23 protein-coding genes are annotated in these 23,916 nt (G+C 66.6%); 10 read left to right on the top strand and 13 right to left on the bottom strand.

Annotated features, from left to right (window positions below; translation table 11 throughout):
* Positions 1-109: 109 nt before the first annotated feature.
* On the bottom strand, positions 110-1,276 hold the full coding sequence (locus QTH87_RS20640) for a citrate/2-methylcitrate synthase (RefSeq protein WP_286611909.1): 1,167 nt from the start codon (positions 1,274-1,276) through the stop codon (positions 110-112).
* An 82-nt stretch (positions 1,277-1,358) separates the two neighbouring features.
* On the opposite strand from QTH87_RS20640, the gene QTH87_RS20635 reads away from it, so the two are divergent.
* From QTH87_RS20635 to QTH87_RS20620, 4 genes are all read left to right on the top strand, one after another.
* On the top strand, positions 1,359-2,312 hold the full coding sequence (locus QTH87_RS20635) for a 2-hydroxyacid dehydrogenase (RefSeq protein ID WP_286611908.1): 954 nt from the start codon (positions 1,359-1,361) through the stop codon (positions 2,310-2,312).
* Positions 2,313-2,329: 17 nt separating this feature from the next.
* A complete protein-coding gene (locus tag QTH87_RS20630; protein ID WP_286611907.1) occupies positions 2,330-3,070 on the top strand; it encodes a fumarylacetoacetate hydrolase family protein in 741 nt (246 codons plus the stop codon).
* The gene (locus tag QTH87_RS20625) at positions 3,067-3,831 is read left to right on the top strand and encodes an SDR family oxidoreductase (protein WP_286611906.1); all 765 of its coding nucleotides are present in this window, start codon (positions 3,067-3,069) and stop codon (positions 3,829-3,831) included. Before QTH87_RS20630 ends, QTH87_RS20625 begins: the two co-directional genes overlap by 4 nt.
* 82 nt (positions 3,832-3,913) lie before the next feature.
* Complete coding sequence (locus QTH87_RS20620) at positions 3,914-4,891, top strand: Bug family tripartite tricarboxylate transporter substrate binding protein (RefSeq protein WP_286611905.1); 978 nt, start codon at positions 3,914-3,916, stop codon at positions 4,889-4,891.
* 168 nt (positions 4,892-5,059) lie between these two features.
* On the opposite strand, the gene QTH87_RS20615 is transcribed toward QTH87_RS20620, so the two are convergent.
* The 8 genes from QTH87_RS20615 to QTH87_RS20580 are packed head-to-tail and all read right to left on the bottom strand — an operon-like array spanning position 5,060 to position 13,912.
* Entirely contained in the window at positions 5,060-5,872 is an 813-nt protein-coding gene (locus tag QTH87_RS20615) for an SDR family NAD(P)-dependent oxidoreductase (protein WP_286611904.1), read from the bottom strand.
* 4 nt (positions 5,873-5,876) lie between these two features.
* Positions 5,877-6,635, bottom strand: coding sequence for an SDR family NAD(P)-dependent oxidoreductase (locus QTH87_RS20610; RefSeq protein ID WP_286611903.1), 759 nt, complete (start codon positions 6,633-6,635; stop codon positions 5,877-5,879).
* Positions 6,628-7,551 carry a branched-chain amino acid ABC transporter permease gene (locus QTH87_RS20605; protein ID WP_286611901.1) on the bottom strand — a complete coding sequence of 308 codons (924 nt, stop codon included), beginning with the start codon at positions 7,549-7,551 and terminating at the stop codon, positions 6,628-6,630. The genes QTH87_RS20610 and QTH87_RS20605 overlap by 8 nt, the downstream gene beginning before the upstream one ends.
* A 4-nt stretch (positions 7,552-7,555) precedes the next feature.
* On the bottom strand, positions 7,556-8,833 hold the full coding sequence (locus QTH87_RS20600) for an ABC transporter substrate-binding protein (protein ID WP_286611900.1): 1,278 nt from the start codon (positions 8,831-8,833) through the stop codon (positions 7,556-7,558).
* An 11-nt stretch (positions 8,834-8,844) separates the two neighbouring features.
* Positions 8,845-10,164 carry an ABC transporter substrate-binding protein gene (locus QTH87_RS20595; RefSeq protein ID WP_286611899.1) on the bottom strand — a complete coding sequence of 440 codons (1,320 nt, stop codon included), beginning with the start codon at positions 10,162-10,164 and terminating at the stop codon, positions 8,845-8,847.
* A 24-nt stretch (positions 10,165-10,188) separates the two neighbouring features.
* Entirely contained in the window at positions 10,189-11,094 is a 906-nt protein-coding gene (locus tag QTH87_RS20590; protein WP_286611898.1) for an NAD(P)-dependent oxidoreductase, read from the bottom strand.
* Between the two features lie 20 nt (positions 11,095-11,114).
* Positions 11,115-13,046, bottom strand: a complete 1,932-nt coding sequence (locus QTH87_RS20585) for a bifunctional 5-dehydro-2-deoxygluconokinase/5-dehydro-2-deoxyphosphogluconate aldolase (protein ID WP_286611897.1) — start codon at positions 13,044-13,046, stop codon at positions 11,115-11,117.
* Positions 13,043-13,912, bottom strand: coding sequence for a MurR/RpiR family transcriptional regulator (locus tag QTH87_RS20580; RefSeq protein ID WP_286611896.1), 870 nt, complete (start codon positions 13,910-13,912; stop codon positions 13,043-13,045). The genes QTH87_RS20585 and QTH87_RS20580 overlap by 4 nt, the downstream gene beginning before the upstream one ends.
* A 112-nt stretch (positions 13,913-14,024) precedes the next feature.
* Here QTH87_RS20580 and QTH87_RS20575 point away from each other — a divergent pair, with 112 nt between their 5' ends.
* Genes QTH87_RS20575 through QTH87_RS20560 form a run of 4 tightly spaced genes read left to right on the top strand, consistent with a single transcriptional unit; the run spans position 14,025 to position 17,232 of the window.
* Positions 14,025-15,077 (top strand): branched-chain amino acid ABC transporter permease, encoded by a 1,053-nt coding sequence (locus QTH87_RS20575; RefSeq protein ID WP_286611895.1) that lies wholly within the window; start codon positions 14,025-14,027, stop codon positions 15,075-15,077.
* Positions 15,064-15,807, top strand: coding sequence for an ABC transporter ATP-binding protein (locus QTH87_RS20570; protein WP_286611894.1), 744 nt, complete (start codon positions 15,064-15,066; stop codon positions 15,805-15,807). Before QTH87_RS20575 ends, QTH87_RS20570 begins: the two co-directional genes overlap by 14 nt.
* Positions 15,804-16,562 carry an ABC transporter ATP-binding protein gene (locus QTH87_RS20565; RefSeq protein WP_286611893.1) on the top strand — a complete coding sequence of 253 codons (759 nt, stop codon included), beginning with the start codon at positions 15,804-15,806 and terminating at the stop codon, positions 16,560-16,562. Before QTH87_RS20570 ends, QTH87_RS20565 begins: the two co-directional genes overlap by 4 nt.
* Positions 16,563-16,566: 4 nt before the next feature.
* The gene (locus QTH87_RS20560) at positions 16,567-17,232 is read left to right on the top strand and encodes an ATP-binding cassette domain-containing protein (RefSeq protein WP_286611892.1); all 666 of its coding nucleotides are present in this window, start codon (positions 16,567-16,569) and stop codon (positions 17,230-17,232) included.
* 153 nt (positions 17,233-17,385) lie between these two features.
* Here QTH87_RS20560 and QTH87_RS20555 read toward each other — a convergent pair whose 3' ends face one another.
* Both QTH87_RS20555 and QTH87_RS20550 read right to left on the bottom strand, forming a co-directional pair.
* Positions 17,386-17,613, bottom strand: a complete 228-nt coding sequence (locus tag QTH87_RS20555; RefSeq protein WP_286611891.1) for a hypothetical protein — start codon at positions 17,611-17,613, stop codon at positions 17,386-17,388.
* A 52-nt stretch (positions 17,614-17,665) separates the two neighbouring features.
* Complete coding sequence (locus QTH87_RS20550; protein ID WP_286611890.1) at positions 17,666-18,634, bottom strand: ferritin-like domain-containing protein; 969 nt, start codon at positions 18,632-18,634, stop codon at positions 17,666-17,668.
* A gap of 247 nt (positions 18,635-18,881) precedes the next feature.
* On the opposite strand from QTH87_RS20550, the gene araD reads away from it, so the two are divergent.
* Together araD and QTH87_RS20540 are read left to right on the top strand one after the other, a co-directional pair.
* Positions 18,882-20,612 (top strand): L-arabinonate dehydratase, encoded by a 1,731-nt coding sequence (gene araD, locus QTH87_RS20545; protein WP_286612094.1) that lies wholly within the window; start codon positions 18,882-18,884, stop codon positions 20,610-20,612.
* Positions 20,613-21,131: 519 nt separating this feature from the next.
* Positions 21,132-21,902 (top strand): DUF72 domain-containing protein, encoded by a 771-nt coding sequence (locus QTH87_RS20540; protein ID WP_286611889.1) that lies wholly within the window; start codon positions 21,132-21,134, stop codon positions 21,900-21,902.
* Between the two features lie 362 nt (positions 21,903-22,264).
* Here QTH87_RS20540 and QTH87_RS20535 read toward each other — a convergent pair whose 3' ends face one another.
* Both QTH87_RS20535 and QTH87_RS20530 read right to left on the bottom strand, forming a co-directional pair.
* On the bottom strand, positions 22,265-22,807 hold the full coding sequence (locus QTH87_RS20535; protein ID WP_286611888.1) for a M23 family metallopeptidase: 543 nt from the start codon (positions 22,805-22,807) through the stop codon (positions 22,265-22,267).
* Positions 22,808-22,818: 11 nt separating this feature from the next.
* Entirely contained in the window at positions 22,819-23,850 is a 1,032-nt protein-coding gene (locus QTH87_RS20530; RefSeq protein ID WP_286611887.1) for a L,D-transpeptidase family protein, read from the bottom strand.
* Between the last annotated feature and the right edge of the window lie 66 nt (positions 23,851-23,916).

Below are 23,916 nucleotides of genomic sequence, written 5' to 3'. Positions count from 1 at the left end.
TACCTCTGCCGGTCCACGGAACCTGCCGGGATGCTGCACATCACGAACGACACCGATGCACCTGAAGCGCGATCGGCGATGGCAACCGTCAGGCACTGCCGGGGAAATTCTAGGCAGCGGTCGATCGCGCGGCGAGTGCGGGCACCGGCCCGACATAGCGCCCGCGTGGCCGGATCACCTGCGCCACGCTCAACTGCTCGAGGCTGTGGGCCAGCAGGCCCACGCTGCGCGCCGTCGCGAACAGGCCGAACGCAGCATCGGCGGGCAGCCGGTGGTGCGCAACCAGCGCAGCCAGGGCCACGTCGATGTTGGGCTGCAGGCCGGTGAGCTGGGTCACCTTCTCGATGAAACGGGCGATGACTTGCGGCGGCTCGAACATCGCGAGCAACGCGGCCGCGCGCGGATCGCCGTCCGGATAGATGTGGTGGCCGAAGCCGGCCAAGGGCAGGCCGGTCGAGAGGTAGTGGGCCACCACCTGCTCTTCGCCGAGGCGCTCGACCTCGCTGAACAGTGCCTGCACGCGGCCCGAGGCATCGCCGTGCAGGGGTCCCGACAAGGTGGTCAGCCCGGCCAGCAGGCAGGCAGGCAGCGAGGCGCCGGTCGATGCCGCGATGCGCGCCGCGAAGGCGGAGCTGGTCAGCTCATGGTCGACCAGCAGCACCATGGCCGTGCGCAGCAGTTCCGCGACGTGGGTCGATTGCTTCCAGCCCTTGGCGAAGCGCAGATGCAGAGCCTGCTGGCCCGGCCGTGCGCCGAACGCGTTGGCGACCTGGCCGACCAGTGCCTGGCTCTCGTTGTGAAGCACCCGTGTGAGGCGGCCGCGCGTCGAATGGCCGGTGGCCGCCATGTGGGCGAGGGCCGTGAACGCCGCGATGCGTCCCGGTGGGGTCGCGTTCAACGGCGTCGATGAGGAGAAGTCGACGGGCTGTTCGGCATTCCACAGCAGGCGGGCTACCTCTTCGAGGGTGGCAGAGCGCGCCAGGCTCACGGCGTCCTGGCCGCGGTAGTAGGGGTGGCCGCGAAAGAAGGCGCACAAGGCGGTCGGAATGCTGGGCTCCGAGCCGAAGAGCGTGTTGGCGGCCAGCGTCTCGTGCTTGCGCCCCGCCTGCTTGCGCTTGGCCAGGCCGGCCACGTCTTCAGCGCGATAGAGGCTGCGGCGCGTGTCGGCCGGGTCGGGCATGACTTCGAGCTTGCCGCGACTGACGTAGGCGTACACCGTCTGGGGTTGCACGCCGAGACGCTCGCAGGCCTCGCTCATCGAAATCCAGGAAGCCATGGCGGGTTGGACGGAAAGTTTTATATATTGATTTTATACATCAATATTGACGATACGATCAAGCAATAACTAGCATGCAGGCATGAAACCCCAGGTCCTGCAGCTCAACCCGATACTGATCCCCTCGATCAATGACGCGCTGGCGTCGCTCTACACCGTGCACAGGCACTTCGAGATGAGCGAGCCCGAAGCATGGCTGCGTGCGAACGGCGCAGACATTGCCGCCGTCATCACCGGCGGACACACCGGCATTTCTCGCGCGATGCTCGAGCAGTTGCCAGGCCTCAAGGTGGTGGCGGTCAACGGAGTGGGCACGGATGCGGTCGACCTTGCCTACTGCCGCGAGCGCGGATTGCCAGTCACTGCCACGCTGGGCGCGCTCACCGAGGACGTGGCCGACCTGGCCATAGGCCTCCTGATCGCAGCCTGCCGCAACCTGTGCGCTGGGGACCGCTTCGTGCGCGACGGCCAGTGGGAGCGCTTCCCGCAACCCAGCGCGATTCCTCTGGCCCGCCGCTTCAGCGGTATGCGCGTCGGCATCGTGGGCATGGGGCGGGTAGGGCGCGCAGTCGCAACCCGCGCAGCCGCTTTCGGATGCCCGATCGGCTACACCGACCTGCGCGCCATGGACGACGTCGGTCATCGCTTCGTGCCGTCGCTGATCGAACTCGCACGCGACTCCGACGCGCTGGTGCTGTGCGCGGCGGCCGACTCGGCCGAAGGCATCGTCGATGCGGCCGTGCTCGATGCGCTGGGTCCGCGCGGCTTCCTCGTCAACGTGGCGCGGGGCCGCCTGGTCAACGAGCCCGACCTGGCCGCTGCGCTGACCGCCGGGCGCATCGCCGGTGCGGGCCTGGACGTGTTCGTCGACGAACCGCGCGTGCCCCTGGCCCTGCGCCAGTCCGACCGCGCGACACTGCAGGCCCACCGCGCCAGCGCCACATGGGAGACCCGTACGGCCATGGGCGAGATGGTGCTGGCCGGTATCGCGCAGGCGCTCACGGGGGCACGCCCGTCGATGAGCCTGACCACCTGAATGCCTCGCGCCTGACCATGAGCGTTTCCTTGGCATTCCCAGCGCCGGCACCGACCGCCTTGGCCGTGGCGGGCAGCACCATGGTCTTCCCGGTGGGTCGCGTGTTCTGCATCGGCCGCAACTACCGTTGGAGCGCAGACGAGCCAGGCAGGCCGCGCGAGATGCCGTCCTGGTTCATGAAGCCTGCCAGCGCGGTGGTGCCGGCGCAGGGCCTGTTGCCGTATCCCCCGGGCACTGTCGACTTCTGCCACGAGATCGAGATGGTCGTGGCCATCGGCCGGGGCGGACGCGACATCGCGCCGTCCCGGGTCGAAGCGCATCACGCCTGGGGCTATGCGGCGGGCCTCGACCTCACGCGGCGCGACCTGCAGCAGCAGGCCAAGCGGGCCGGCGGCCCCTGGGAGCCAGCCAAGGCCTTCGATCACTCGGCGCCTTGCACCGCGATCGTGCCGGTCGCGACAGGCGGGCACCCGAGGCAAGGCGCCGTGTGGCTGGCCGTGAACGGCATCGAGCGCCAGCGTGCGGATGTGTCGGAATTGCTGTGGCCGGTGCCTGAACTGGTGGCGATGCTGTCGCGCTCGGTGGCGCTCGCACCTGGCGACCTGGTCTTCACGGGTACGCCGGTGGGTGTGGATTCGCTCCAGCCCGGCGATGTCGTCACCGGCGGCGTGGACGGCATCGGCCGCTTCTCCATGACGGTCGGCGCCGCACCGACCGCCCCTCCGTTCGAACCATTCCTGTCAGGAGACTCCCCTTGAGCGCAACCCCTCCCCGGAAGATCGCCCTGGTCACGGGCGCAGGCAGCGGCATCGGCCGCACCGTGGCCCTGGCCCTGCTCAGTGACGGTTGGGCCGTGGTGCTGGCCGGCCGCCGTGCCGAGCCACTCCAGACGCTGGCCGCCGAAGCCGAGGCCCGCGGCCAGACAGCCCTCGCCGTGCCTACCGACGTGACACGGCCCGAAAGCGTGCAGGGTCTGTTCGACGCCATCGACAGCCGCTTCGGCCGGCTGGACCTGCTGTTCAACAATGCGGGCGTCAACGCACCGGCAGTGCCGATGGACGAACTGCCGCTGGACACATGGTTCAACGTCCTGAACACCAACGTGACCGGCGTGTTCCTCTGCGCACGTGCGGCCTTCGGGCTGATGCGCCGCCAGGTGCCGCAGGGCGGTCGCATCATCAACAACGGCTCGATCTCGGCGCAGACGCCGCGCCCCTTCACCGCGCCCTACACGGCCAGCAAGCACGCGGTCTCGGGCATCACCAAGTCACTGGCGCTCGACGGCCGGGCCTACAACATCGTGGCCAGCCAGATCGACATCGGCAACGCGCTGACCGAACTCTCCGAACGCATGACGCGCGGGGTTCTGCAGGCCAACGGCACCGTCGCGCCCGAACCCATGATGGACGCGCAGCACGTGGCCGACGCGGTGCGGCATATCGCCGCGATGCCGCTCGGCGCCAACGTGCTGAACATGACCGTGATGGCCAGTGCCATGCCCTTCGTGGGGCGCGGCTAGACAACCTGCCGCGGTGCCGAGCAGTCCGAAGAGACCGCGGCGCTGCATGACGATTCGAACCCCCAGCAAAACGGAGACAACCATGCCCTTCAAGCCCCTCTTCAAGATCCTCGCCGTCGCGGCCTCGCTGGCCGTGGTGCCTGCCCTGGCTTCGGCCCAGGCCGCCTACCCGAGCCGCGCCATCAAGATCATCGTGCCCGCCCCACCGGGCGGCGCCATCGACACGATCGCGCGCGTGGTCGGCGACAAGCTGGCGCTGTCGATGGGCCAGCCGGTGGTCATCGACAACCGGCCCGGCGCCTCCAACAACCTCGGCACCGACGTGCTCGCCAAGTCGGTGCCCGACGGCTACACGATCGGCATCGTCGGCGGCAGCCACAACACCAACAAGTTCCTGTTCAAGAACCTGGGCTGGGACCCGGAAAAGAGCTTCGAGCCCATCGTCTACACGCACGAGGTGCCTCTGGTCTTCGCCATCTATCCGCAGATTCCGGCCAAGACCTTGCCCGAGTTCGTGGCCTGGATGAAGGCCAATCCGGAACAGGCCAAGGTCGCGACATCCGGCCGCGGCAGCGCCCAGGAAATGGCGGCCGAGATGTTCCGCATGGCAAGCGGCACGCAGATGCTGCTGGTGCCCTACAAGGGATCTTCCGCCGCCCACCCGGACCTGCTTGCCGGGCGCACCGCGCTCTACATCGACACCATCAGCGCGATCCAGTCGCAGGCAAAGGCCGGCAACGTGCGCGCCATCGCGGTGTCGACCCGGAAGCGCGCGGCGTCGATGCCCGAGGTACCGACGGCGGAGGAGCAGGGCCTCAAGGGCTACGACGCCAACACCAATGGTGGCTTCCTGGCGCCCGCCGGCACGCCCAAGGCGATCGTGGCGAAGCTCAATGCCGAGATCAACGCGGCGCTCAAGTTGCCCGACGTGCGCGCCAAGCTGGAAGCCGCCGGTATCGAGATCCAGGGCGGCACGCCGCAGGCTTACGCGGAAGTCATCAAATCCGACCTGGCCAAGTGGGGCAAGGTCGTGAAGGAAGCAGGCATCCAGCCGGAGTGAGCCTGCACCGCGCTCAGGCCGCGTCGCCCACCCACACGGGCGCCTTGCGCCATTTCGAAGCTTATATGCCGCGCGCGCCGTCTCCAGAATGCAGGATGCAAAGGCGTTCCCGCGATCGGACCACTTGCACGCCTGGGCAGGAAACAGTCGAGCGGGGAAACGCCCGCCTCACTGGGTTGCCGTGATCCCGCCGTCGAGGTAGAGCACCTGGCCCGTCACAAAGGCCGCTGCCGGGGCGCAGAAGTACACAGCCGAGCCGGCAACGTCTTCGGGTTCGGCGACCCGACCGAGCGGGATGCGCGCAAGAAGCTGCTCGTGGGTTTCAGGGTTGTCCAGCCAGTGCCGGGCCATTTCGGTGCGCACCACGGTCGGCGCGATGCCGTTGACCGTGATGCCGTGCGGCGCCAGCTCCGCCGCATGCTGGCGAATCAGCATCACGAGCGCTCCCTTGGTGCTGGCATACGCCGAGTAGCCTCGCGCGCGCAAGGCGAAACGCGAGCGCACCGACAGGAGGTGGATCTGGGCGCCGCCGCGCCCGCCCGCGATCTGGTGGCGCGCGGCAGCCTGTGCCAGGAACATCGCCGACTTGAGATTGACCTGAACGACCTCGTCGAAGGCCTCTTCCGTGACGTCGAGCAAGGCCTGCTCACGCTGGATGCCGACGCAGTTCATGAGCACGTCGAGCCGGCCGAAATGCGATGCCACGGCATCGACCGACGCTCGCACGTCGTCGACCGAGTGCGCGTCCATCGAGATTCCGAGCGCGTCGTGCCCGGCGTCCTTGAGCGACGCAGCCAAGGCTTGAGCCCTCGCTCCGTCGCGACCCGAGATGGCGACCTTCGCGCCGGCCAGCGCCAGCGCCCAGGCGATCGCTTCGCCGATGCCGCCATAGCCACCGGGAATGTAAGCCACCTTGCCTTCGAGGCTGAACAGGCCCGAGAGGGCCTGGGGGAAGTCGACGCGGGGCGTAGGAGCGTCCACCTGTTCAATCCATCAGCAGGCCACCGTTGAGGTCGATGACCTCGCCGGTGATGAAGCCAGCCAGTGGCGAGGCCAGGAAGCGCACCACGTGCGCGAACTCCTCGGGTTCGCAGAAGCGACCCACGGGGATGTCCTTCAGCAATGCCTGGCGCTGCGCCTCGGTCAGCTGCTCGGTGATCATTGGCGTCTTCACGTAGGCTGGCGAGATGCCGTTGGCCGTGACGCCGAAGGATGCCAGCTCGCGCGCCAGCGAAAAGGTCAGCGAGCTGAGGGCCCCCTTGGAGACCGAATAGGCCGTGCCTGCCGTCAGACCTCCGGTCTTCGCGGCCAGCGAGCAGGTATTGATGATGCGGCCCGAGCGACGTGCCTTCATGCCGGGCACCACCTGCTGCGACAGGTAGAAGGCGCCGTCGAGATTGACCGCGAGCACGCGGCGCCACTCGGCCGCATCGGTGGCCTCGACCTTGTTGTTCGACAGGATGCCGGCGTTGTTGACCAGGATGTCGACCGGTCCGACCGCGGCAACGATGCGGGCGTAGCCCTCGCGCACGGCGTCCACATCGCTGATGTCGAAGCAGAAGGGCAGGGCATCGGTGCCCAGGCTCTCGGCGATGGCCAGCGTGCGCTCGTGGTGGGTGTCTACCAGCGCGACAGTGCAGCCGTCCTCCAGCAGCACCCGCACGGCGGCCAGGCCCATCGTTCCGGCCGCTCCGGTCACCAGCGCCACCTTGCCCTGCAGGGGCTTGATCAGGTCATCAGACATCGAGAACACTCTTCTTTCCAAACAGTCCGCGCGAGCGGAAGGTGACGACCGCAATGAAAAGCAGGTACATCGACATCAGCGACCATTCGGACGCGTAGGAGCCGGTCAGGCCGACAACCATGCCGACCATCAGCCCGGCGATCACCGCGCCCCACAGCGAGCCGACCCCGCCAAGGACGATGATCAGGAACGCCGGGACGACGGCATCGACGCCGACATGGGGCCGGATGCCCCAGATCGGCGCCATCACCACGCCCGCGATCGCGGCCAGCGCCACGCCGAGGCCGAAGACGAAGAGCCTCAGGCGCTTGAGGTTGATTCCCAACGCGCGCACCATCTCGCTGTCGTGCGCGCCGGCCTTGATGATCGCGCCGTAGGGCGTCTTCTGCAGGAATAGCCAGAGCAGGAAGATCATCAGCACCGCGAAGGCGCTCGCGAAGAAGCGGTAGCGCGAATAGATCAGGTCGCCGACAAGCAGCGCGCCCGAGATCGCCTGCGGCAGCTGCAGCTGCCTTTCCGAGGATCCCCAGACCAGCCGGATGCCTTCTTCGATGACCAGCGCCGCGCCGAAGGTCAGCAGCAGGCCGTAGAGCGGGTCGCGGCCGTATGTGCGCCGCATGCACAGCTCCAGCAGCATGCCGAACAGGCCGACGAAGATCGGTGCCAGGACCAGCGCGAAAAGGTAGCGCAGCTCGATCGGCAGCGCCATGTAGGCCGCCTGCGTCTCGGGCAGCAGGCCGAAGCTCGGCGCCACCACGAACAGGGCCATGTACATGCCGAGGGCGAACAGCGAGCCGTGCGCGAGGTTGATGGTCTCCATCACACCGACGATCAGCATGAAGCCCAGTGCGATCAAGGCGAACAGGAGTCCCAGCGTGACGCCGTTGACAAGATGCGGAACGAGTTGCGTGAACATGTCTTCAGACCTCGTAGCTTGGTGTGGCGGCCCAGGATTCGAGCTTGCAGCTCTGCGCGGCCGAAGCATCTTCTGCTTCTTCGGGACGCTGCTGCGCGAGCACGCGGTACACGTCGTCGGGCTCGCGGGGTGCCGTGTTGTAGGCGGCCATGTAGATGGTCTGCTGCAGTTGATGAGTATGCGGGTTCATCCAGGCGTCGAAATGCTGCATCCGATCGCGCGCCGTAAGCTTGAGCGTTTCCAGTTCGCGGATCAGGCGCAGGTTGTTGGTGGTGCCCGTGCGCTCGATCGCGCGGAACAGTTCGCGCGTGGCCATGTAGCCGTTGTAGTAGACGTTGCCTGGCCTGCGGATCCGGTAGTCGGGATTGAACTGCTGATAGCGCTCGACGAACTCCTGCACGCCGGGCAGCCTCAGGCCCCAGTACCAGGTGGTGCAGAAGATGCCGAACAGCGCCTCGGGGCCGGCGCCGTAGACATCTGGCCAGTCCTGCTGGTTGTTGATCCAGGCGAAGGCGCGGTCCATCCTGGCGGCGCGCACCTGCTGGCGCAGCGCCTTCACGTCGTCGCCACCCACTGCCGTGGCGACCACGCTGGGATTGAGCTGCCTGATGCGTTCAAGCTGCGCCGAGAAGTCGCGTGCGCTCTGCGGCACGAGGAGTTCCTCGACCACCTTGCCACCCGATCGCTCGACGATCTCCCGGATCCCCTTGGCCGTATTTCGTCCCCAGAGGTAGTCGCTGGTGACCAGCACCCAGTTCGGGCCGAAGCCGGTCATCGCTCCCCGCACGACTGCGGTGGAGAAATTGGTGCTGTTGCCATCCCAGACGAACTTGACGCGATGGCAATCCTTGCCCGCCTCCGTCGGCGAGCTCGAGTTGGTATTGAAGTAGATGCAGCCGTATTGCTGTGCCACTCCCGAGATGGCGTTCGCGGCGCCCGAATGGACGCCCCCGATCAGGAACGCGGCCTCCTGTTCGGTGATCATGCGGCGCGCGACGCCGGCGGCCCGGGCGGCATCGCCGCCCGTATCGGCATGCACGGTCTCGATGCGCCGGCCGAGCAGGCCGCCGCGCACGTTCGCTTCGGCGATCGCCATGCGGATGCCGCGCTGCTCGTCCTGGCCGCTGGCACCATACTGGCCGGTGTCGTCGGTCGTGAGGCCGATCACCAGGGGCTTCCTTGCCGTGGACTGTGCCCATGCACGGTGGACCTGCCACGGGCCCATGAAACCCAGCACGCCCGCGCCGATGCCGCCGACGAGCCGTCGTCGTTGCTGCTTCATCACGCGTCCGGTCAGGCTTCGTAGCTCGGCGTCGCGTCGTAGCTCTCCAGCTTGCAGGCGGCCTGCGCATCCTTGTCCATCACGCTCTTCGGGTCTGCCTGCGTGATGATCTTGAAGATGTCGTCCTTCTCGGCTGGCTGGTCGTTGTACTTCGCCATGTAGATGGTCTGCTGGCACTGGTGCGTGACGGGATCGATCCAGGCGTCGTAGTGCTGCAGCCGGTCGATCGCCTTCATCTGCCGGCCTTCGAGCTTCTTGATGACCGCGATGTTCTGCGTCGTGCCGGCTTCCTCGGTGCAGCGCAGCAGTTCGCGGGTCGCCATGTAGGTGTTGTGATAGACATTGCCGGGCACGCGGATGGCCACGCCCGGAAACTGTTTCTGGTAGGCGGCGACGAACTCCTTCACGCCCGGAAGGTCGAGGCGGTAGTACCAGGTGGTGCCGAAGACGCCGAAGATCGCGTCGGGGCCCAGACCATAGACATCGGGCCAATCCTGCTGGTTGTTGATCCACGCCATGGACTCGTTGAGCTTGAGCTGCACCACCTGCTGGCGCAGCGCCTTGATGTCGTCGCCGCCAACCGCCGTGGCGACCACGTTGGGCTTCAGCTGCTGCAGCTTCAACAGGTACGAGGAGAAATCGCGCGTGTTCTGCGGAATCAGCAACTCGTCGACGATCCTGCCGCCATTGGCCTCGACGATCGCGCGCGTCGCCTTGGAGGTCGTGTGGCCCCAGACGTAGTCGTTGGTAAGCAGGACCCAGTTCTTGCCGTTGGCCGCGATTGCGTTCTTCACGATTGCATTCGAGAAGTTGGTGCCGTTGCCATCCCAGACGAACTTGGTGCGGTGGCAATCCTTGCCGGCCTCGGTCGGCGAGCTCGAATTGGTGTTGAGGAACACGGTGCCGTATTTCTGCGCCACCTGCGAGATCGCGTTCGACACGCCCGAGTGCACCGCGCCGATCAGGAAGGCCGCCTCGTTGCGCGTGATCATGCGTTCCGCGATGCGCGAGCCAGTCGCCGGCGTGGTCTCGGTGTCCATGTGGATGGCCTCGATGCGCCGGCCCAGCACGCCGCCCTTGTCGTTGAATTCCTTGATCGCCATCATGGCGCCGAGCCGCTCCTCGCCGCCGGAGGCCGCATACATGCCCGAGGTGTCCATCGTCAGGCCGATCACGAGCGGCTTCTTCTGCGCCGCCTGGGCCCAGACGCGGTTGTGCTTCCAGGGCCCCATGAAGGGGGCAACGCCGTAGAGGCCGGCGCCTGCGAGCGCGAGGCCCGTGCCCTTGAGCAGCTTGCGGCGGGAATTCGATGGATTGTCTGAGTTGGTCATGGGTTGTCTCCTCGGTGGGTGGATTCAGCGCGGCACGATCTTTACGTCGTTGATCTTTTCCTGAGCCTCGAACAGCGAAGCAATCAGCTTGTCGCCGAAACCCAGGTTGACGGCCTGCACCAGACTCTGGTGCGTGGCCTCGCCCATGAAGCTGGAGACGGGCAGCGTCTCGGCCAGGTGCGTGTAGTAGCGAAGGTCCTTTTGCGCATTCGAGATGCCGAACTTGAAGCCGTCGACCGTGCCTTCGGTGAGCGTCTTGCTGGTCATCATCTGGAAGATGCCGCAGTTCACGCCGCCGACCGACACCACGTCGTAGAGCCGCTTCAGGTCCAGCCCCGACTTGGCCGCGACCGCGAAGGCCTCGGCGATGCAGGCGGCAAAGCTCATCGCCATCATGTTGTTGACCAGCTTCAGCACGTGGCCGTGGCCGGGCGGGCCGACATGGAAGATGTTCTCGCAGAAGGTCTTGAGCACCGGCTCGACCGTGCGGAAGTCATCGGGTTCCGCGCCCACCATGGTGTTGAGTCGGCCTTCCTCGGCCTCCCTGGGTGTGCGTGCCAGCGGCGCATCGATGAACTTCACGCCCCTGGCCGCGAAGTCGGCGCGAATGCGCGCGCTCGACGAGGGCTCGGCAGTCGAGCAATCGACCACCAGCAGGCCCTTGCGCGCGGCACCCAGCAGTCCCTCGGCGCCGTAGACGACGTCTTCCACCTGAGGAGAGCCGGTGACGCAGATGAAGACGATGTCGACGTCGGCTGCGGTGGCCGCCGGCGTGGCGGCCTCGGTGGCACCGGCGGCCAGCAGGTCCTCGAGGTTGGCGCGATTGCGGTGCGCCTTGAGCTTTACCGCGTGGCCTTTGGCGAGCAGGTTCTTCGCCATGCCGTGGCCCATCATGCCGATGCCGATGAAGCCGATTCTTGGGTGGGTCATTGGGTGTTCCTTGGAGCGTTTCAGACGAGACTGGGGACATGGTTGGCCCGGGCTTCGCGCCAGAGCCGGATAAGCCGCGCGTAGCGTGCTGCGACGTCGGCGATGACCTGCGCGTCGTCGAGCTGGTGGGCGAACCAGCCGGCGGCGGCGTCCGCGAATATCGAACGGCCGACTGCAAAGCCACGGCAGATCGAATGCGGCGCGGCCGCCTCGAAGCCGATGCGCAACAGCTTCTCGCTGGCTTCCAGGCCCAGCAGCAGCACGCCACGGCAGTGGGGATCGTTCTCGTGGATCACCGTGGCAATGCGGTCCCACGCCTCCTCGGAGCCGGTGGGTGGCAGCTTCCACCAGTCTGGGCGGATACCTGCCTCGTACATCTGCCCCATGGCCTGCGCCAGCGTCCAGTCGTCGGCCGGCATGTCGCGCGGCGGCACGACCTCGACCAGGAATTCGTGCGATGTGGCCACGCTGGCGGCCTGGAGTTCCTCCAGGCGCGCAAGTTGCGTGGCGCGCAGCTCGGCCGGATCTTCGGGGTGCCACGCGACCAGGCACTTGGCGACATGCTCGGCCGGCCAGTTCCGCATTTCCAGCATCAGCGGCTGCGCCGGCTCGAAGACCAGCGGCCGCGAGCCCGGCAGCTCGACCGGCCGCGCCACCCACCAGCCCTTGCCGGTGAGCGCCGGCAGGATGTCCTGTCCGAAGCGGGAATCGAGGATCATGCCGGCGTCCAGCGCGTCGCCGGCTTCGGTGTGCGCCACGCGGCGCGCGGCCTCGGCCACGAGGGACTTGAAGGCCTCGATGCGTCCGGGGCCGCCGCCATGGCGGGCGACGAGCTCGTCGAACTGGACGCGATGGTCGAAAGCCAGAATGCAGAGTTCCTTCCAGCGGCGTGTCCGGGTCGTGACCCGATGCAGGTGCTCCAGGCCGATGTCCTCCCGCAGCCGCCGCGTCGATGAGCCGCGCGCCATGAAGTGCTGCAGTTCCTCCCAGCTCGGCATCGCGGGCGCGCAGCCGTGGCGCGATACCACCAGCGCGCCGCAGGCGTTGGCAAAGGTGCAACAGCGCGCGAGCGGCTCGTCGACGAGCCATCCGCGCAGGAAGCCGGCCATGAAGGCATCGCCGGCGCCGAGCACGTTGTAGACATCGACCGGAAAGCCGGGCCCCTGCAGGCCGTCCTCGAGCCGCTCGGGAATGGCGCCGTCGAAGACCACGCAGCCCCCCGGCCCGCGCTTGACCACGATCGTGGCGGTGGTGAGCGCGCGGATGCGGCGGATCGCAGCGTGCGTGTCGGCGCTGCCGCCGGCGATGTGGATCTCCTCCTCGGTGCCGACCACCAGATCACAGGCAGGAAGCACGGTCTGCAGGTGCGCGCTGACCTGGTCCGAGGGCACGAATCGCTGCTCGCCCATGCCCGGGCTGGTCAGGCCCCAGAGGACGGGGCGGTAGTCGATGTCCAGCACCACGCGGGTCCCTGCGGCGCGGGCCAGCTCGGCCGCCGTCATGCAGGCACGGTAGGTCTGGGGCTGGGACAGATGGGTGCCGGACAGCAGCAGCGCAGTGGCCGACGCCATCGGTGCGGCCGCCACGTCCTGCGCGTCGATCGCCATGTCCGCGCAGTGGTCGCGGTAGAAGATCAACGGGAAGGTCTCGCGATCCTGGATGCCGAGGAAGACCAGGGCGGTCAGGCGCTTCGGATCGGTCCTGACGAGGCTGACGTCGACGCCTTCGGCCGCGAGCGTCTCGCGCACGAAGCGGCCGTTGTGTTCGTCGCCGACACGCGTCAGCATTGCGGGTTTGAGGCCCAGGCGCGCCACGCCGACTGCGGTGTTGGCGGGCGAGCCGCCGAGGTACTTGGTGAAAGTCTGCATGTCCTCGAGCCGGCCGCCGATCTGTTCGCCGTAGAGATCGACCGCGGCGCGGCCCATGCAGATGACATCGAAGGGGCGGGTCATGCTTTCTTTCCAGATGCGCTTGCACGGCGCGTTTTCCTGCGGCCGGCCTGTTCGGCCAGAAGATGCCCTGTGCTCACCACCAGCGCCTGAGCCAGGCAGAGTGGCGCAACGAGCGAGCGGAAGGGCTTGGACGAGTCGTCGGCGAGCTCGAAGCACACGCGGGATGAGGCCTTCAGGGGCGAAAGCGGACCGTCCGTGATCGCGATCACCGGGACGCCGCGCCCGGCTGCAGCGAGCGAGGCCTCGAGCACCTCGGGCGAATAGTTGCGAAAGCTCGCCACCACGAGGACGTCGCCGGGCGCCACCGCGCGCAGGCTCTCGCGCAGCATGCCGCCGGCGCCGTCGAGCAGGTGAGTGCGCAGCTCGAGCTGGCTCAGCGCATAGGCCAGATAGCCGGCCACGGGGAAGGCGCGGCGCTGCGCCAGCACGTGGATCTGGGTCGCCTCGGCGATCAGCTTCACGGCCGCCGAGAGCTCCGACTCGCGCACCATGTCCTGCAGCTGGCTGAGCTCCGCGACGGATTCGCTGGTCAACTGGTGAAGGACGCCAGCCGGTGCCCGCGCGCCGTTGCTCTGGCGGCGCATCTCGACGATGCGCTCGCGGTAGCTCGACGAGCGCTCCACCAGGTGGCCGCGAAAGACCTGTTGCATCTCGGAGAAGCCGCCATAGCCCACCGCGTTGGCGAAGCGGATCACTGCCGAGGGCTGCACCTCCGCGCTTTCGGCGACTGCCGCGACGGTGCCCAGCGCAAGATCGTCGGGGCGTTCCAGCGCCTGGCGTGCAATGCGCTGCAGCTGCTTGGACATGCCGGAGTAGGCCTGCGAGATGCGTTCCTTGAGCTCTTCGTATGTCTCGATCGAATCCATAGAGGCCATTTGCAAAAATAGAACAAAGATTCTTGAATGTTTTGATGATAGAACGTACATTCTGTTTTGTGCAAGCCCTGAACGAAGAAAAAAACCTGGAGACCGATCCTTGATGCATCTCGCTGCCGGCCGCGCCGCCTTGTTCCCCGCGCCCCTGGTCCTCACCCTGGGCCTGCTGATGTCGACCCCCCTGTGGATCGCGCAGGTGGGGCTGTATCAGTACCTCGCGCTCGAAATCATGATCTGGATGATGTTCGCGCTGGGATTCAACCTGCTGCTCGGTTTCACGGGCTTGCCTTCGTTCGGCCACGGTGCGTACTTCGGCATCGGCGCCTATGCCTTCGGTCTGCTGCAGCACAAGGTCTGGCCGAACCTGTGGTTCGACCTGGTCGGCGCGGTGCTGGTCGCGACAGTGCTGGGCGCGCTGGTGGCGCTGTTCATCTCGCACAAGCGCGGCATCTACTACGCTCTGTTGACGATCGCCTTCGGCCAGGTGTTCTGGTTCATCGCCAACAAATGGCACACGGTCACCGGCGGCGAGGACGGCTTGCTCAACATCAAGCGGCTGCCGGTTGATTTGGGCTTCGTGTCGTTCGATCTCACGAGCAACAACGCGCTGTTCTATTTCTGCCTGGCGGTGTTCGCTCTGGTGCTGGTGGGCCTCTGGCGACTGGTGCATTCGCCTCTGGGGCGAGTGCTCAGCGCGATCAAGCAGAACGAGACCCGGGCCGCCTTCGTGGGCTACAACGTCTGGCTCTACAAGTGGCTGGCCTTCACGCTGTCGGCCGGCGTCTCGGGCCTGGCCGGCGCGCTGTTCGCGATGGCGCAGCAGTCGGCGTATCCGAACGTGATGAGCCTGCACAACTCGGGCTTCGTCGTGATGATGGTGTTGATCGGCGGCGGGCTCGTGAGCTTCTGGGGGCCGGTCATCGGCGCCGCCTTCTTCATCCTCGCGCGCGACCTTCTGGGCGCCTATACCGAAACCTGGCTCCTCTGGTATGGGCTCATCTTCATGGCGATGGTGCTCTTCAAGCCCGATGGCATCGCGGGAATCTGGCAGGGCTGGATGGAAGCCAGGCGACGAAGGGCGTCGCAGACCGCCCGCCAGCCGGTTGCCGCGGTACCTGCCGCGTTGGTCCGGGGAGGCGCCGATGAAGCTGTTTGAAGCCACCGGCCTGTCCAAGCGCTTCGGCGACCAGGTCGTGCTCGAGGACATCACGCTCGCGTGCGAAGAGGGCGAACTGGTAGGCATCATGGGCCCCAACGGTGCCGGCAAGACGACCTGCTTCAACGTGCTCACCGGACGCTTCCGTCCGGACCGCGGCACGGTGCGTTTCGCCGGCGAGGACATCACCGGCATGCCGCCGCGGGAGATCGCGCGCAAGGGCATCTCGCGCTCGTTCCAGATCATGAATCTGTTCGACGACTACTCGGCGCTCGACAACGTGCTGATCGCAACGCCGCACGTGCGCCGCCAGGGCTTCAATCCGTGGCGGGATCTGGGCGCGGACAGCACGGCGCAGGACATCGCGGCCGGCGTGCTGGCAAGCGTCGGCCTCACGGGCAAGGAGCGCAGCCTCGCCAGGAGCCTGTCCTACGGCGAGAGGCGCGCGCTCGAGATCGGCGTTGCGCTGGCGGCCGAGCCGCGCATGCTGTTCCTGGACGAACCGACAGCCGGGCTCGGTGCCGAAGGCACCGCACGACTGACCGAACTGGTGGCGCAGCTGCGCCGGCGCCTGACCATCATGGTGATCGAGCACGACATGAAGTTTCTGTTCGGCCTGGCCGACCGCATCTCGGTGATCCACTGGGGGCAGGTGATCGCTCAGGGGACGCCTGACGAGTTGCGACAGAACGAATGGGTGGCGCGCTCGAACCTGGGAGCTCTGGCATGAACGCGTTCGCACTGGATACGCGGGTGCCGTCGGACGCCCCGGTCCCCATGTCGTCGGCACTGCTGACGATCGACCGCATCGACGCCTTCTATGGCGAGACCCAGGCGCTGTTCGGCGTCTCGCTGGAGGTCGGCGCGGGGGAGGTGGTTGCATTGCTGGGGCCGAACGGTGCAGGCAAGACCACCACGCTGCGCGCGATCCTCGGCCTGACGCCGCCGAGTGCCGGCACGGTCCGCTTCGATCGCCGCGAGATCACCCATGCGCCCACGCACGAGATCGCGCGCGCGGGCATCGGCTGGGTGCCGGACGACCGTCGCATCTTCCCGACGCTGACCGTGGCGCGCAATCTTGCGATCGCACGCAAGCGTTCTCGCTTTCGCGCCTGGAGCGAAAAGGAATGCTTCGAGATCTTCAGCGCGCTCGAATACCTGATGCATCGCGAATGCGAGAACCTCTCGGGCGGCGAGATGCAGATGGTCGCGATCTCGCGCGCGCTGCTCGGCTCGCCAGGACTGGTGCTCTTCGACGAGCCGAGCCAGGGGCTCGCGCCCAAGGTGGTGCAGGACGTGATGAAGACCATCACCCGCCTGAAGGCCGAGGGCGTCTCGGTGCTGGTGGTCGAGCAGAACGTCCAGAGCGCGCTGGCGGTGGCCGACCGCGTCTATGTGATGAACCTGGGCGCCATCGTGCACGAGGGTCCGGCAGAAGCGCTGCGCCGCGACGACGCACTGCGCCTTCAACTGCTGGGAGTGTGACGAAATGGGTGCTTCGCTTCTTCGCGTCGACAAGATCGGCAAGCAATACGCGCGCGGCCTGCTGCGGCCGAAGGTCACTTTCAATCTCGATGCCGACTTCGAGATCGAAGGCCCGGCTGTGGTCGGTGTGCTGGGCCCCAACGGTTCCGGCAAGACCACGCTGTTCGAACTCATGACCGGAAGCAACCTGCCGAGCACCGGCCGGGTGCTGGTCAACGGACAGGACATCCATCGCGTACGCACGCGCGAGCGCGATCGGCTCGCGATCCACTACCACCAGTCCTACCAATTGCGGTCGTTCAAGCGTACACGCCCCAACTTCATGCTCGAGCATTCGATCAGCGACTCGCCGCTGGTGCACCTGTTCGACGAGCCACAGTTCAATACGCAGGACGGCTACATCGGCTTCATGCTCGAATTCTTCAAGCACCTGAGGCGGGCAGGGCGGGTCGTCTTCCTGTGCCTGCACCCGAACGAGCCCTACCACGTCGAGATTCTGCGTCAGAGCTGCGAACGCTTCATCTTCGTGCAGAAGGGCACGGTCACGCAGTTGCCGGACTTCGAATCCCTGATGAGCGACGAGCGGGTGCGTGCCTACCTTGGCGCGATGGCAGGGCCTGAATCGGCTGCCGCAAGGGCGGGGATCCCACCATCCATGGGTGCGGCTTGAAGCACCTGCGCAGTCCAGGTGACCGCGCATGGCTGGGATGGGCGTCAGCCCTGCATCGCAGTGCCCGGGCAGGGCGGGCACAGTGATGTCTGCGTCTTGTCGTTGGTAAAACATGGCCGCGCCCGAGGCGCCGCGTCGTTCACGACGCGCAGATCACGTTGAGCTGATGGCCTCGCCGTTGGCCTCGGACGAATTCCGCCGCGTGATCAGCGTGTCGATGGAATCGTTGAGCAGCTTGATCGTGAGCGCAGTGTCGCGGCTGACCGCCGCGTCCATGATCTCGCGGTGCTCGGCGCGCGTGAATTCCGCGTCCAGGCGCCGCACGTCCAGGCGGCGATGCCGGTCGGTGGAATCGAACAGTTGCTCGTGGAAGTCGAGCAACCATGAGGCTGCCGACCGTTGAGGCCGGCCCGCGGCGAGGGCCTTCGCGGAATCAATCGCGCGCCCGTGCCGCGTTTCTCAAGTCGCGAATCTGGTCGTGATTGCGCTGGGCTCCGTCGGCCTGGCGCTGGACCGTGGCACGCACGTCCGCAGGTAGGCTCTGCTTCAATGCCTTGCGGTAGCGGGCCACGGCCGCGTCCTCGCCGCGCTCGCAGGATTCGAGGATCGACAACTCGCTGTCGGCGCCGACGCTGCCCTTGACCTGGACCCAGCCCCGATGCAGCGCGCCTGCGGCGGTACCGCCCGAAGCCGGCTCGCCACCATAGGCACTCACGAGCTGCATCAGCTCGTCGCCGGCCTGGCGACAAGCCTCCGCGCGACTGGCGAAGAGCTGCCTGGCCTGCGGGGTCTCGACCTGCTCGGCGCAAGTCCGAAAGCCGTACTCCCCATCCCGCGCGTTCTCGAGCAGGTCGTTCAGGACATCGACCACGTCGTCGTTCGACAGATCTTCATGGCTCACGATGTCGCTGCCATTGGCCTGCTTGGCGTAGTAGACCTCGTCGGCACGGTTCCATGCCGCCTGCGTGGCCGGCCTTGCATCGGCCCATGCAAGCGTGGAGACGCCGCGGCGACCTTCCCATTCGGAAGCCATCAGCGGCTCGGCGCTGTCGAAATCGGCGCCCCGCGTGCCTCGGCCCGACCAACCCATTTCGTAGGCCGGGGCGTAGTCGTCATAGCTGCGCCCGGAGGTCACATAGGTTTGGCGGCCATGGTTCTCTCGCCAGTAGGCGTCCTCGGCGGTCGGGTTCACGCCTTCGGCAGCGGCCTTGCCTCCCAACCCGCCCACCACGGCGCCGGCCACCAGGCCGATCACCGTGCCCACCGGTCCCGCAAGCGACCCCGCGGCAGCGCCTGCAAGACCGCCGCCAGCGGCACCGATGCCGGTGCCTACCGGATGGGCGCCGGGCGTGCCAGTGATCGGATCTCGATTGGACGCGTCATTGCGATCGTCTGTTGCCATCTGTCATCTCCTTGGTTCTTGCCACGATGGGCAAAGGTTGAAAGCGCTTCGTCGAAGCACTCTGGGATGAAGGTAGGCCGAGCGAAGCGACGGCGAGGTCGTCACGCGGGTATATCGCCTGTCAGCCGATACCCCGGTCACCTTTCGCGCAGCCGTCGAGGCCTACCGGCTCGACGTCTACGCCGGACCGCTGTGCTCGACCGCGTGCGTGGTCGACAGCGCCGTGGAACTGAAGTACATCCTGGGTATGGCCGAACTTCTCAAGCTCCGTAGCCAACGCTGGCTCGCCAACAACGACTTCCGCACCTTCAACCATCGCAGCCGCATCATGCAGATGGGCTACGACCGAAGGGACTGGGAGGGCAAGCCGCTGGTCGCGATCATGAACAGCTGGTCGGACTACAACCCTTGCCACATGCACTTCCGCCAGCGCGTGGACGACGTCAAGCGCGGCGTGCTGCAGGCCGGCGGCTTCCCGCTGGAGATGCCGACGATCTCGCTGAACGATTCGATCGTGAAGCCTTCCGCGCTGCTCTATCGCAACATGATGGCGATGGAAGTGGAGGAGATGATCCGCTGCTATCCGGTCGACGCCGTGGTGCTGATGGGCGGCTGCGACAAGACCACGCCGGCCATGCTGCTCGGCGCCACCAGCGCCGACGTGCCCGCGATCTTCCTGCCGGCGGGTCCGATGCTGCGCGGCAACTCGCGCGGGAAGACGCTGGGCTCGGGCTCCGATGCATTCAAGTACTGGGACGATCGGCGCGCCGGGCTCATCACCGAGCCCGAATGGGACGGCATCATCAGCGGCATCGCCCGCAGCCCCGGCACCTGCATGACCATGGGCACCGCCAGCACCATGACCGCAATCGCCGAAGCGCTGGGCATGGCCTTGCCGGGCGCCTCCAGCGTGCCGGCGGTCGAGGCCGGCCATCAGCGCATGTCGGCGCAGGTCGGCCGTCGCATCGTCGAGATGGTCCACGAGGACCTGCGTCCCTCGCGCATCCAGAGCCGCAATGCCTTCCTGAACGCGATCACGGTCGCCATGGCGATGGGCTGTTCGACCAACGCGATCATCCACGTGATCGCCATGGCGCGGCGGGCCCGGGCCGACATCAGCCTGGACGACTTCGACGCGATCAGCCGGCGAGTGCCGGTGATCGCCAACGTGCGTCCGAGCGGAACCAGCCAGTACCTGATGGAAGACTTCTACCTGGCCGGCGGTCTGCCAGCGCTGATGAAGCGCATCGAGGTGCACCTGCATCTCGACGCGCCCACCGTCACCGGCAGGAGCGTCGGCGAGAACATCGAGGGCGCGCAGGTCTACGACGACGACGTCATCCGCACGCTCGACAACCCGGTCTACACCGAAGGTGCACTGGCGCGTCTGAAGGGGAACCTGGCACCCGACGGATGCGTCATCAAGCCAAGCGCGATGAGCGCGAAATTCCTGAAGCACAGCGGCCCTGCGGTGGTGTTCGACGACTATCCGTCGCTCAAGAAGATGCTCGACGACGAAGACGCCGACATCACCGAGGACCACGTGATCGTGCTGCGCAACGCGGGACCGAAGGGCGGCCCCGGGATGCCCGAATGGGGCATGGTCCCGATCCCCGTGAAGCTGCTGAAGCAGGGCGTGCGCGACATGCTGCGCGTGAGCGATGCGCGCATGAGCGGCACCAGCTACGGTGCCTGTGCATTGCACGTCGCGCCCGAGGCGTATGTCGGCGGCAACCTGGCGTTGGTGCGCACCGGCGACATCATCAGCATCGATGTACCGATGCGCCGGCTGGACGTGCAGGTGAGCGATGAGGAGCTGGCGCGCCGGCGCGCCGAATGGACGCCACCGCCGCCACGTTTCGGCCGGGGCTACGGATGGATGTTCACCGAGCACATCCTGCAGGCCGACCAGGGCTGCGACATGGACTTCCTCCAGACGCAATTCGGCGAGTCTGCCGGGGAACCCGACATCTTCTGAATCTGAAGGTGCGGCGGGCGACCAGGGCGCTCAGTCGCATCGCCTTCGGTCCGATCGAGTACTCGACAGCGGCTGGGTCATGCATTCGTACCTCGCCAGACGACGTGGCCCGGTGCGCGCGATGTTTCTAGGGGTCGTCTGCACATGCAGGCGGCGCTCTGCGCGCTTGTCGCAACGAAAATTGCATGGCGTTTCATTGACAGGGGAGGAGGGTGTCTCGCAAAAGCTCAGCAGCCTTGCAAACTGGTTGATCGCGTCACCTTGCCACATCACGTTCACCGTTCAGGTCTCGAGCGGAATTTCCTTGCCGCCAAGTACCCGACTCGCGATCTCCTGCGGCACACCGTGGTGCATGTCGATGGCGTAGACAAAGCGCACGAGGCGCCCCGGAGTGTCATGAAGACGGCGGCCGGGGCATCACGCCGTCAGTCGTGGTGCGGTGCACGACCAGCCGTCATTCCCGTCAGCGAAAACGGGAATCGAGATCTTGGACGCCGAGCGAGTGCGATATTGGGCGTGATGCAGAAGTCCTTTCAGAAACACCGATCCAGGTCACTGACCCTTCCCCCGATCGACATCGGTTGCGCGGGTTGGAGCCTGCCGCGCGCGCACTGGGGTCGGTTCGCGCCCCGCGATTCGCACCTGGCAAGCTACGCCACGCGCTTGCAGGCGGTGGAGATCAACTCCTCCTTTTACCGGCCACACCGTCGCGAGACCTACGAGCGATGGGCCGCGTCGACGCCGCCACAGTTCCGCTTCTCGGTCAAGTGCCCGAAGGCGATCACGCACGACTTGCGACTCGAGGCCGCAATGCCGGCCTTGGAGGAGTTCCTCGCACAGGTGGCCGGTCTGGGCCCCAGGCTCGGATGCGTGCTGATCCAGTTGCCACCCACGCTTGTGTTCGATGTGGCGAAGGTTCATCGCTTCGCACGGGACCTGCGTGCCCGTCATGGAGGCGACGTCGCGCTCGAGGCGCGCCATGCGTCCTGGTTCACGCCCGGAGCGGATCGCCGCCTGGCCCGGTTTCGAATGGCACGGGTGCTGGCCGATCCGGTTCTTTTTCCGGCCGCCGCTGCGCCGGGCGGCTGGCCCGAGCTGATCTATCTGCGCCTGCATGGTTCACCTCGACGCTACTGGTCGCGCTACGAGGATCCTCTGCTGCAGCGTGTGGCGGCCCGCCTGGAGGCCGCTCGGCTCTCTGGCGCGCGGTGCTGGTGCATCTTCGACAACACCGCCGCGGGAGAGGCGGTGCCCAATGCGCTCACCTTGAAGGCATTGTCCGGCGGGTGAACATCGAAGATGCGGCGGAGGCTGGGGGCCTCCGCGTACAGGGTGCCGAAGGCGAGGGACGATTGCCTGGGCCGTAGATGCCGCTCAACACCACGAGCGCGTCGCGAGGCAAGTCGACATCCACGTCTTGTAGATTGTGTTCGCGCGTGCCTCGCACGCGCAAGAACTGTCCGCGACCGTTGGTCTTCGCCTATGTCACCTCAGAGGGCTTGGATCCGCCAATTGCGCCGATCGATGTGACTGGATGGTTGCGAGGTACCGGCTTCATGGAGCCGACGCTAGCTTTCGTCAAGGTGCAGGCAGGCGGGACGCCGGGTGGGACGAAGTGAACGCCGCGCCGCTTCTTTGGGGCAGGCCGCCGCTCATCGCGACGCGCGCAGCGCCTCGTACGGATTCAGCGCCTCGCCCTTCCACCACTGCCGCTCCGGGCCGAGCAGGAAGACCGCAAAGTGAAGGTGCGGCGCGTCGGGCGCAGCATTGCCTGTGCTGCCCACGTAGCCGATCACGTCTCCCCGTCGAAGTTGCATGCCTTCGCGCAGGCCATCGGCGTAGCGGTCCAGGTGCGCGTAGTAGTAGGCAAGCCGGCCTTCGGGATCGAATTGGTAGATGGTGAGTCCGCCGGGCCTGCTGTCGAACAGCTTGACGAGTCGGCCATCGTCCACCGCGCGCACCGGCGTGCCGCGCGGTGCCATGATGTCGAGCGCCTCGTGCCGGTGTCCGGGACGTCCGTCTTCGAAGGTGTCGCGTATCGTCTCGGGTCGGACCTCGTCAACGGGAAACCGCAACGTGCGAGCTACCAGCAATGCTTGACCACTGTCCGCTGCGTACGGTTGCGCGAAAGACCCGCCGCACCCCAGGAGCACGACCGCGAAGTGGGCCACATTTCTGAGCACGGCCTTGCTCATCGCTGGACTCGTCAGGCCTTGACTTCCACCGCGAAGCCGGCCTTTGCAAGTTGCGACAGGCGGGCTGCGTCCCAGTTCGTGAGGTGGATGCAGCCATTGGTCTCCTCGCGTCCCACGCGGTCAGGCGCAGGTGTGCCATGGATGCCCCAGTGAGGCTTGGACAACCCCAGCCAGACATTCCCGATCGGGTTGTTCGGTCCAGCGGCGATGTCCACTTTCGCGGCACCGGCCGGCGCCTTCTTGAGGATCGACGGGTCGAAGGTAAAGGTGGGGTCCTTGACCTCGTTGATGATCTTCATCCGGCCGAGCGGCAGCGGGTCGAGTGGACCGCCGATGCTGATCGGAAATCCCGCCAGCGGCTTGCCTTCGCCATCGAGCACGAACAACATGTGTTCGCTTTTGTCGATCTCGATCGACTTCGCGGCCTTGACGACACCTGCTTCGGCGGCTCCGCGAGTATTCACGACGATGATCGCGTCGCCAGCCTGGAACCGGGAGCCGCGATTGAGCTCAACCAGAGCATTCGGAGACATGTGGTTTCTTTCCGAGATTGCTTCCTTCAGGTCCTCGAAGCCCAGGGACTTCAGCTTTGCGCGGTCGGACATCTCCTTGGGTGTGCGCGCGTAGGGGCCGGCGACATCCTTCTCGGTGAGGGTGTAGCTTGCAAAAAACGGGGCGCCGTCAGCCTTCAGTGCTGCCCACGTTCCGGCATCCACCTTCCCGCTCTCGGGGAGCGCGAATGATCGCTGGTAGGCCTTGACGACCCGATGCATGTTGGCGCCAAAGCCCCCATCGATCTCCCCGGGCGAGAACCAGGCCCGGTCGAGCAGGATCTGAGCCCGCATCACGGCAGGTCCGCGCGACCCCTGGGCTATCAAGGGCGTGTCGTTGGCTGCGTTGAGCCTGTCGAGGGCGGCCAGGCCGCCGCCCTCTGCTGCGGGTGCGCGTTGCGGTGCAGCCGTTGCGAGCCACGGCATGATGCCGGCGCTGCCAGCGGCAAGGCAGGCCGCAGAGCGGAGGAATGTTCGGCGAGGCGGGTTCATTGATACATGAGGAGAGTGATGTGGCCACCTTAGGATGACCGCACGGTTCCTCCTGTAGTCACATGC

Origin of the sequence: Variovorax jilinensis (assembly GCF_030316885.1) — a bacterium.
Lineage (GTDB): Bacteria > Pseudomonadota > Gammaproteobacteria > Burkholderiales > Burkholderiaceae_C > Variovorax > Variovorax jilinensis.
This window is presented reverse-complemented; position numbering and strand designations above follow the sequence as displayed.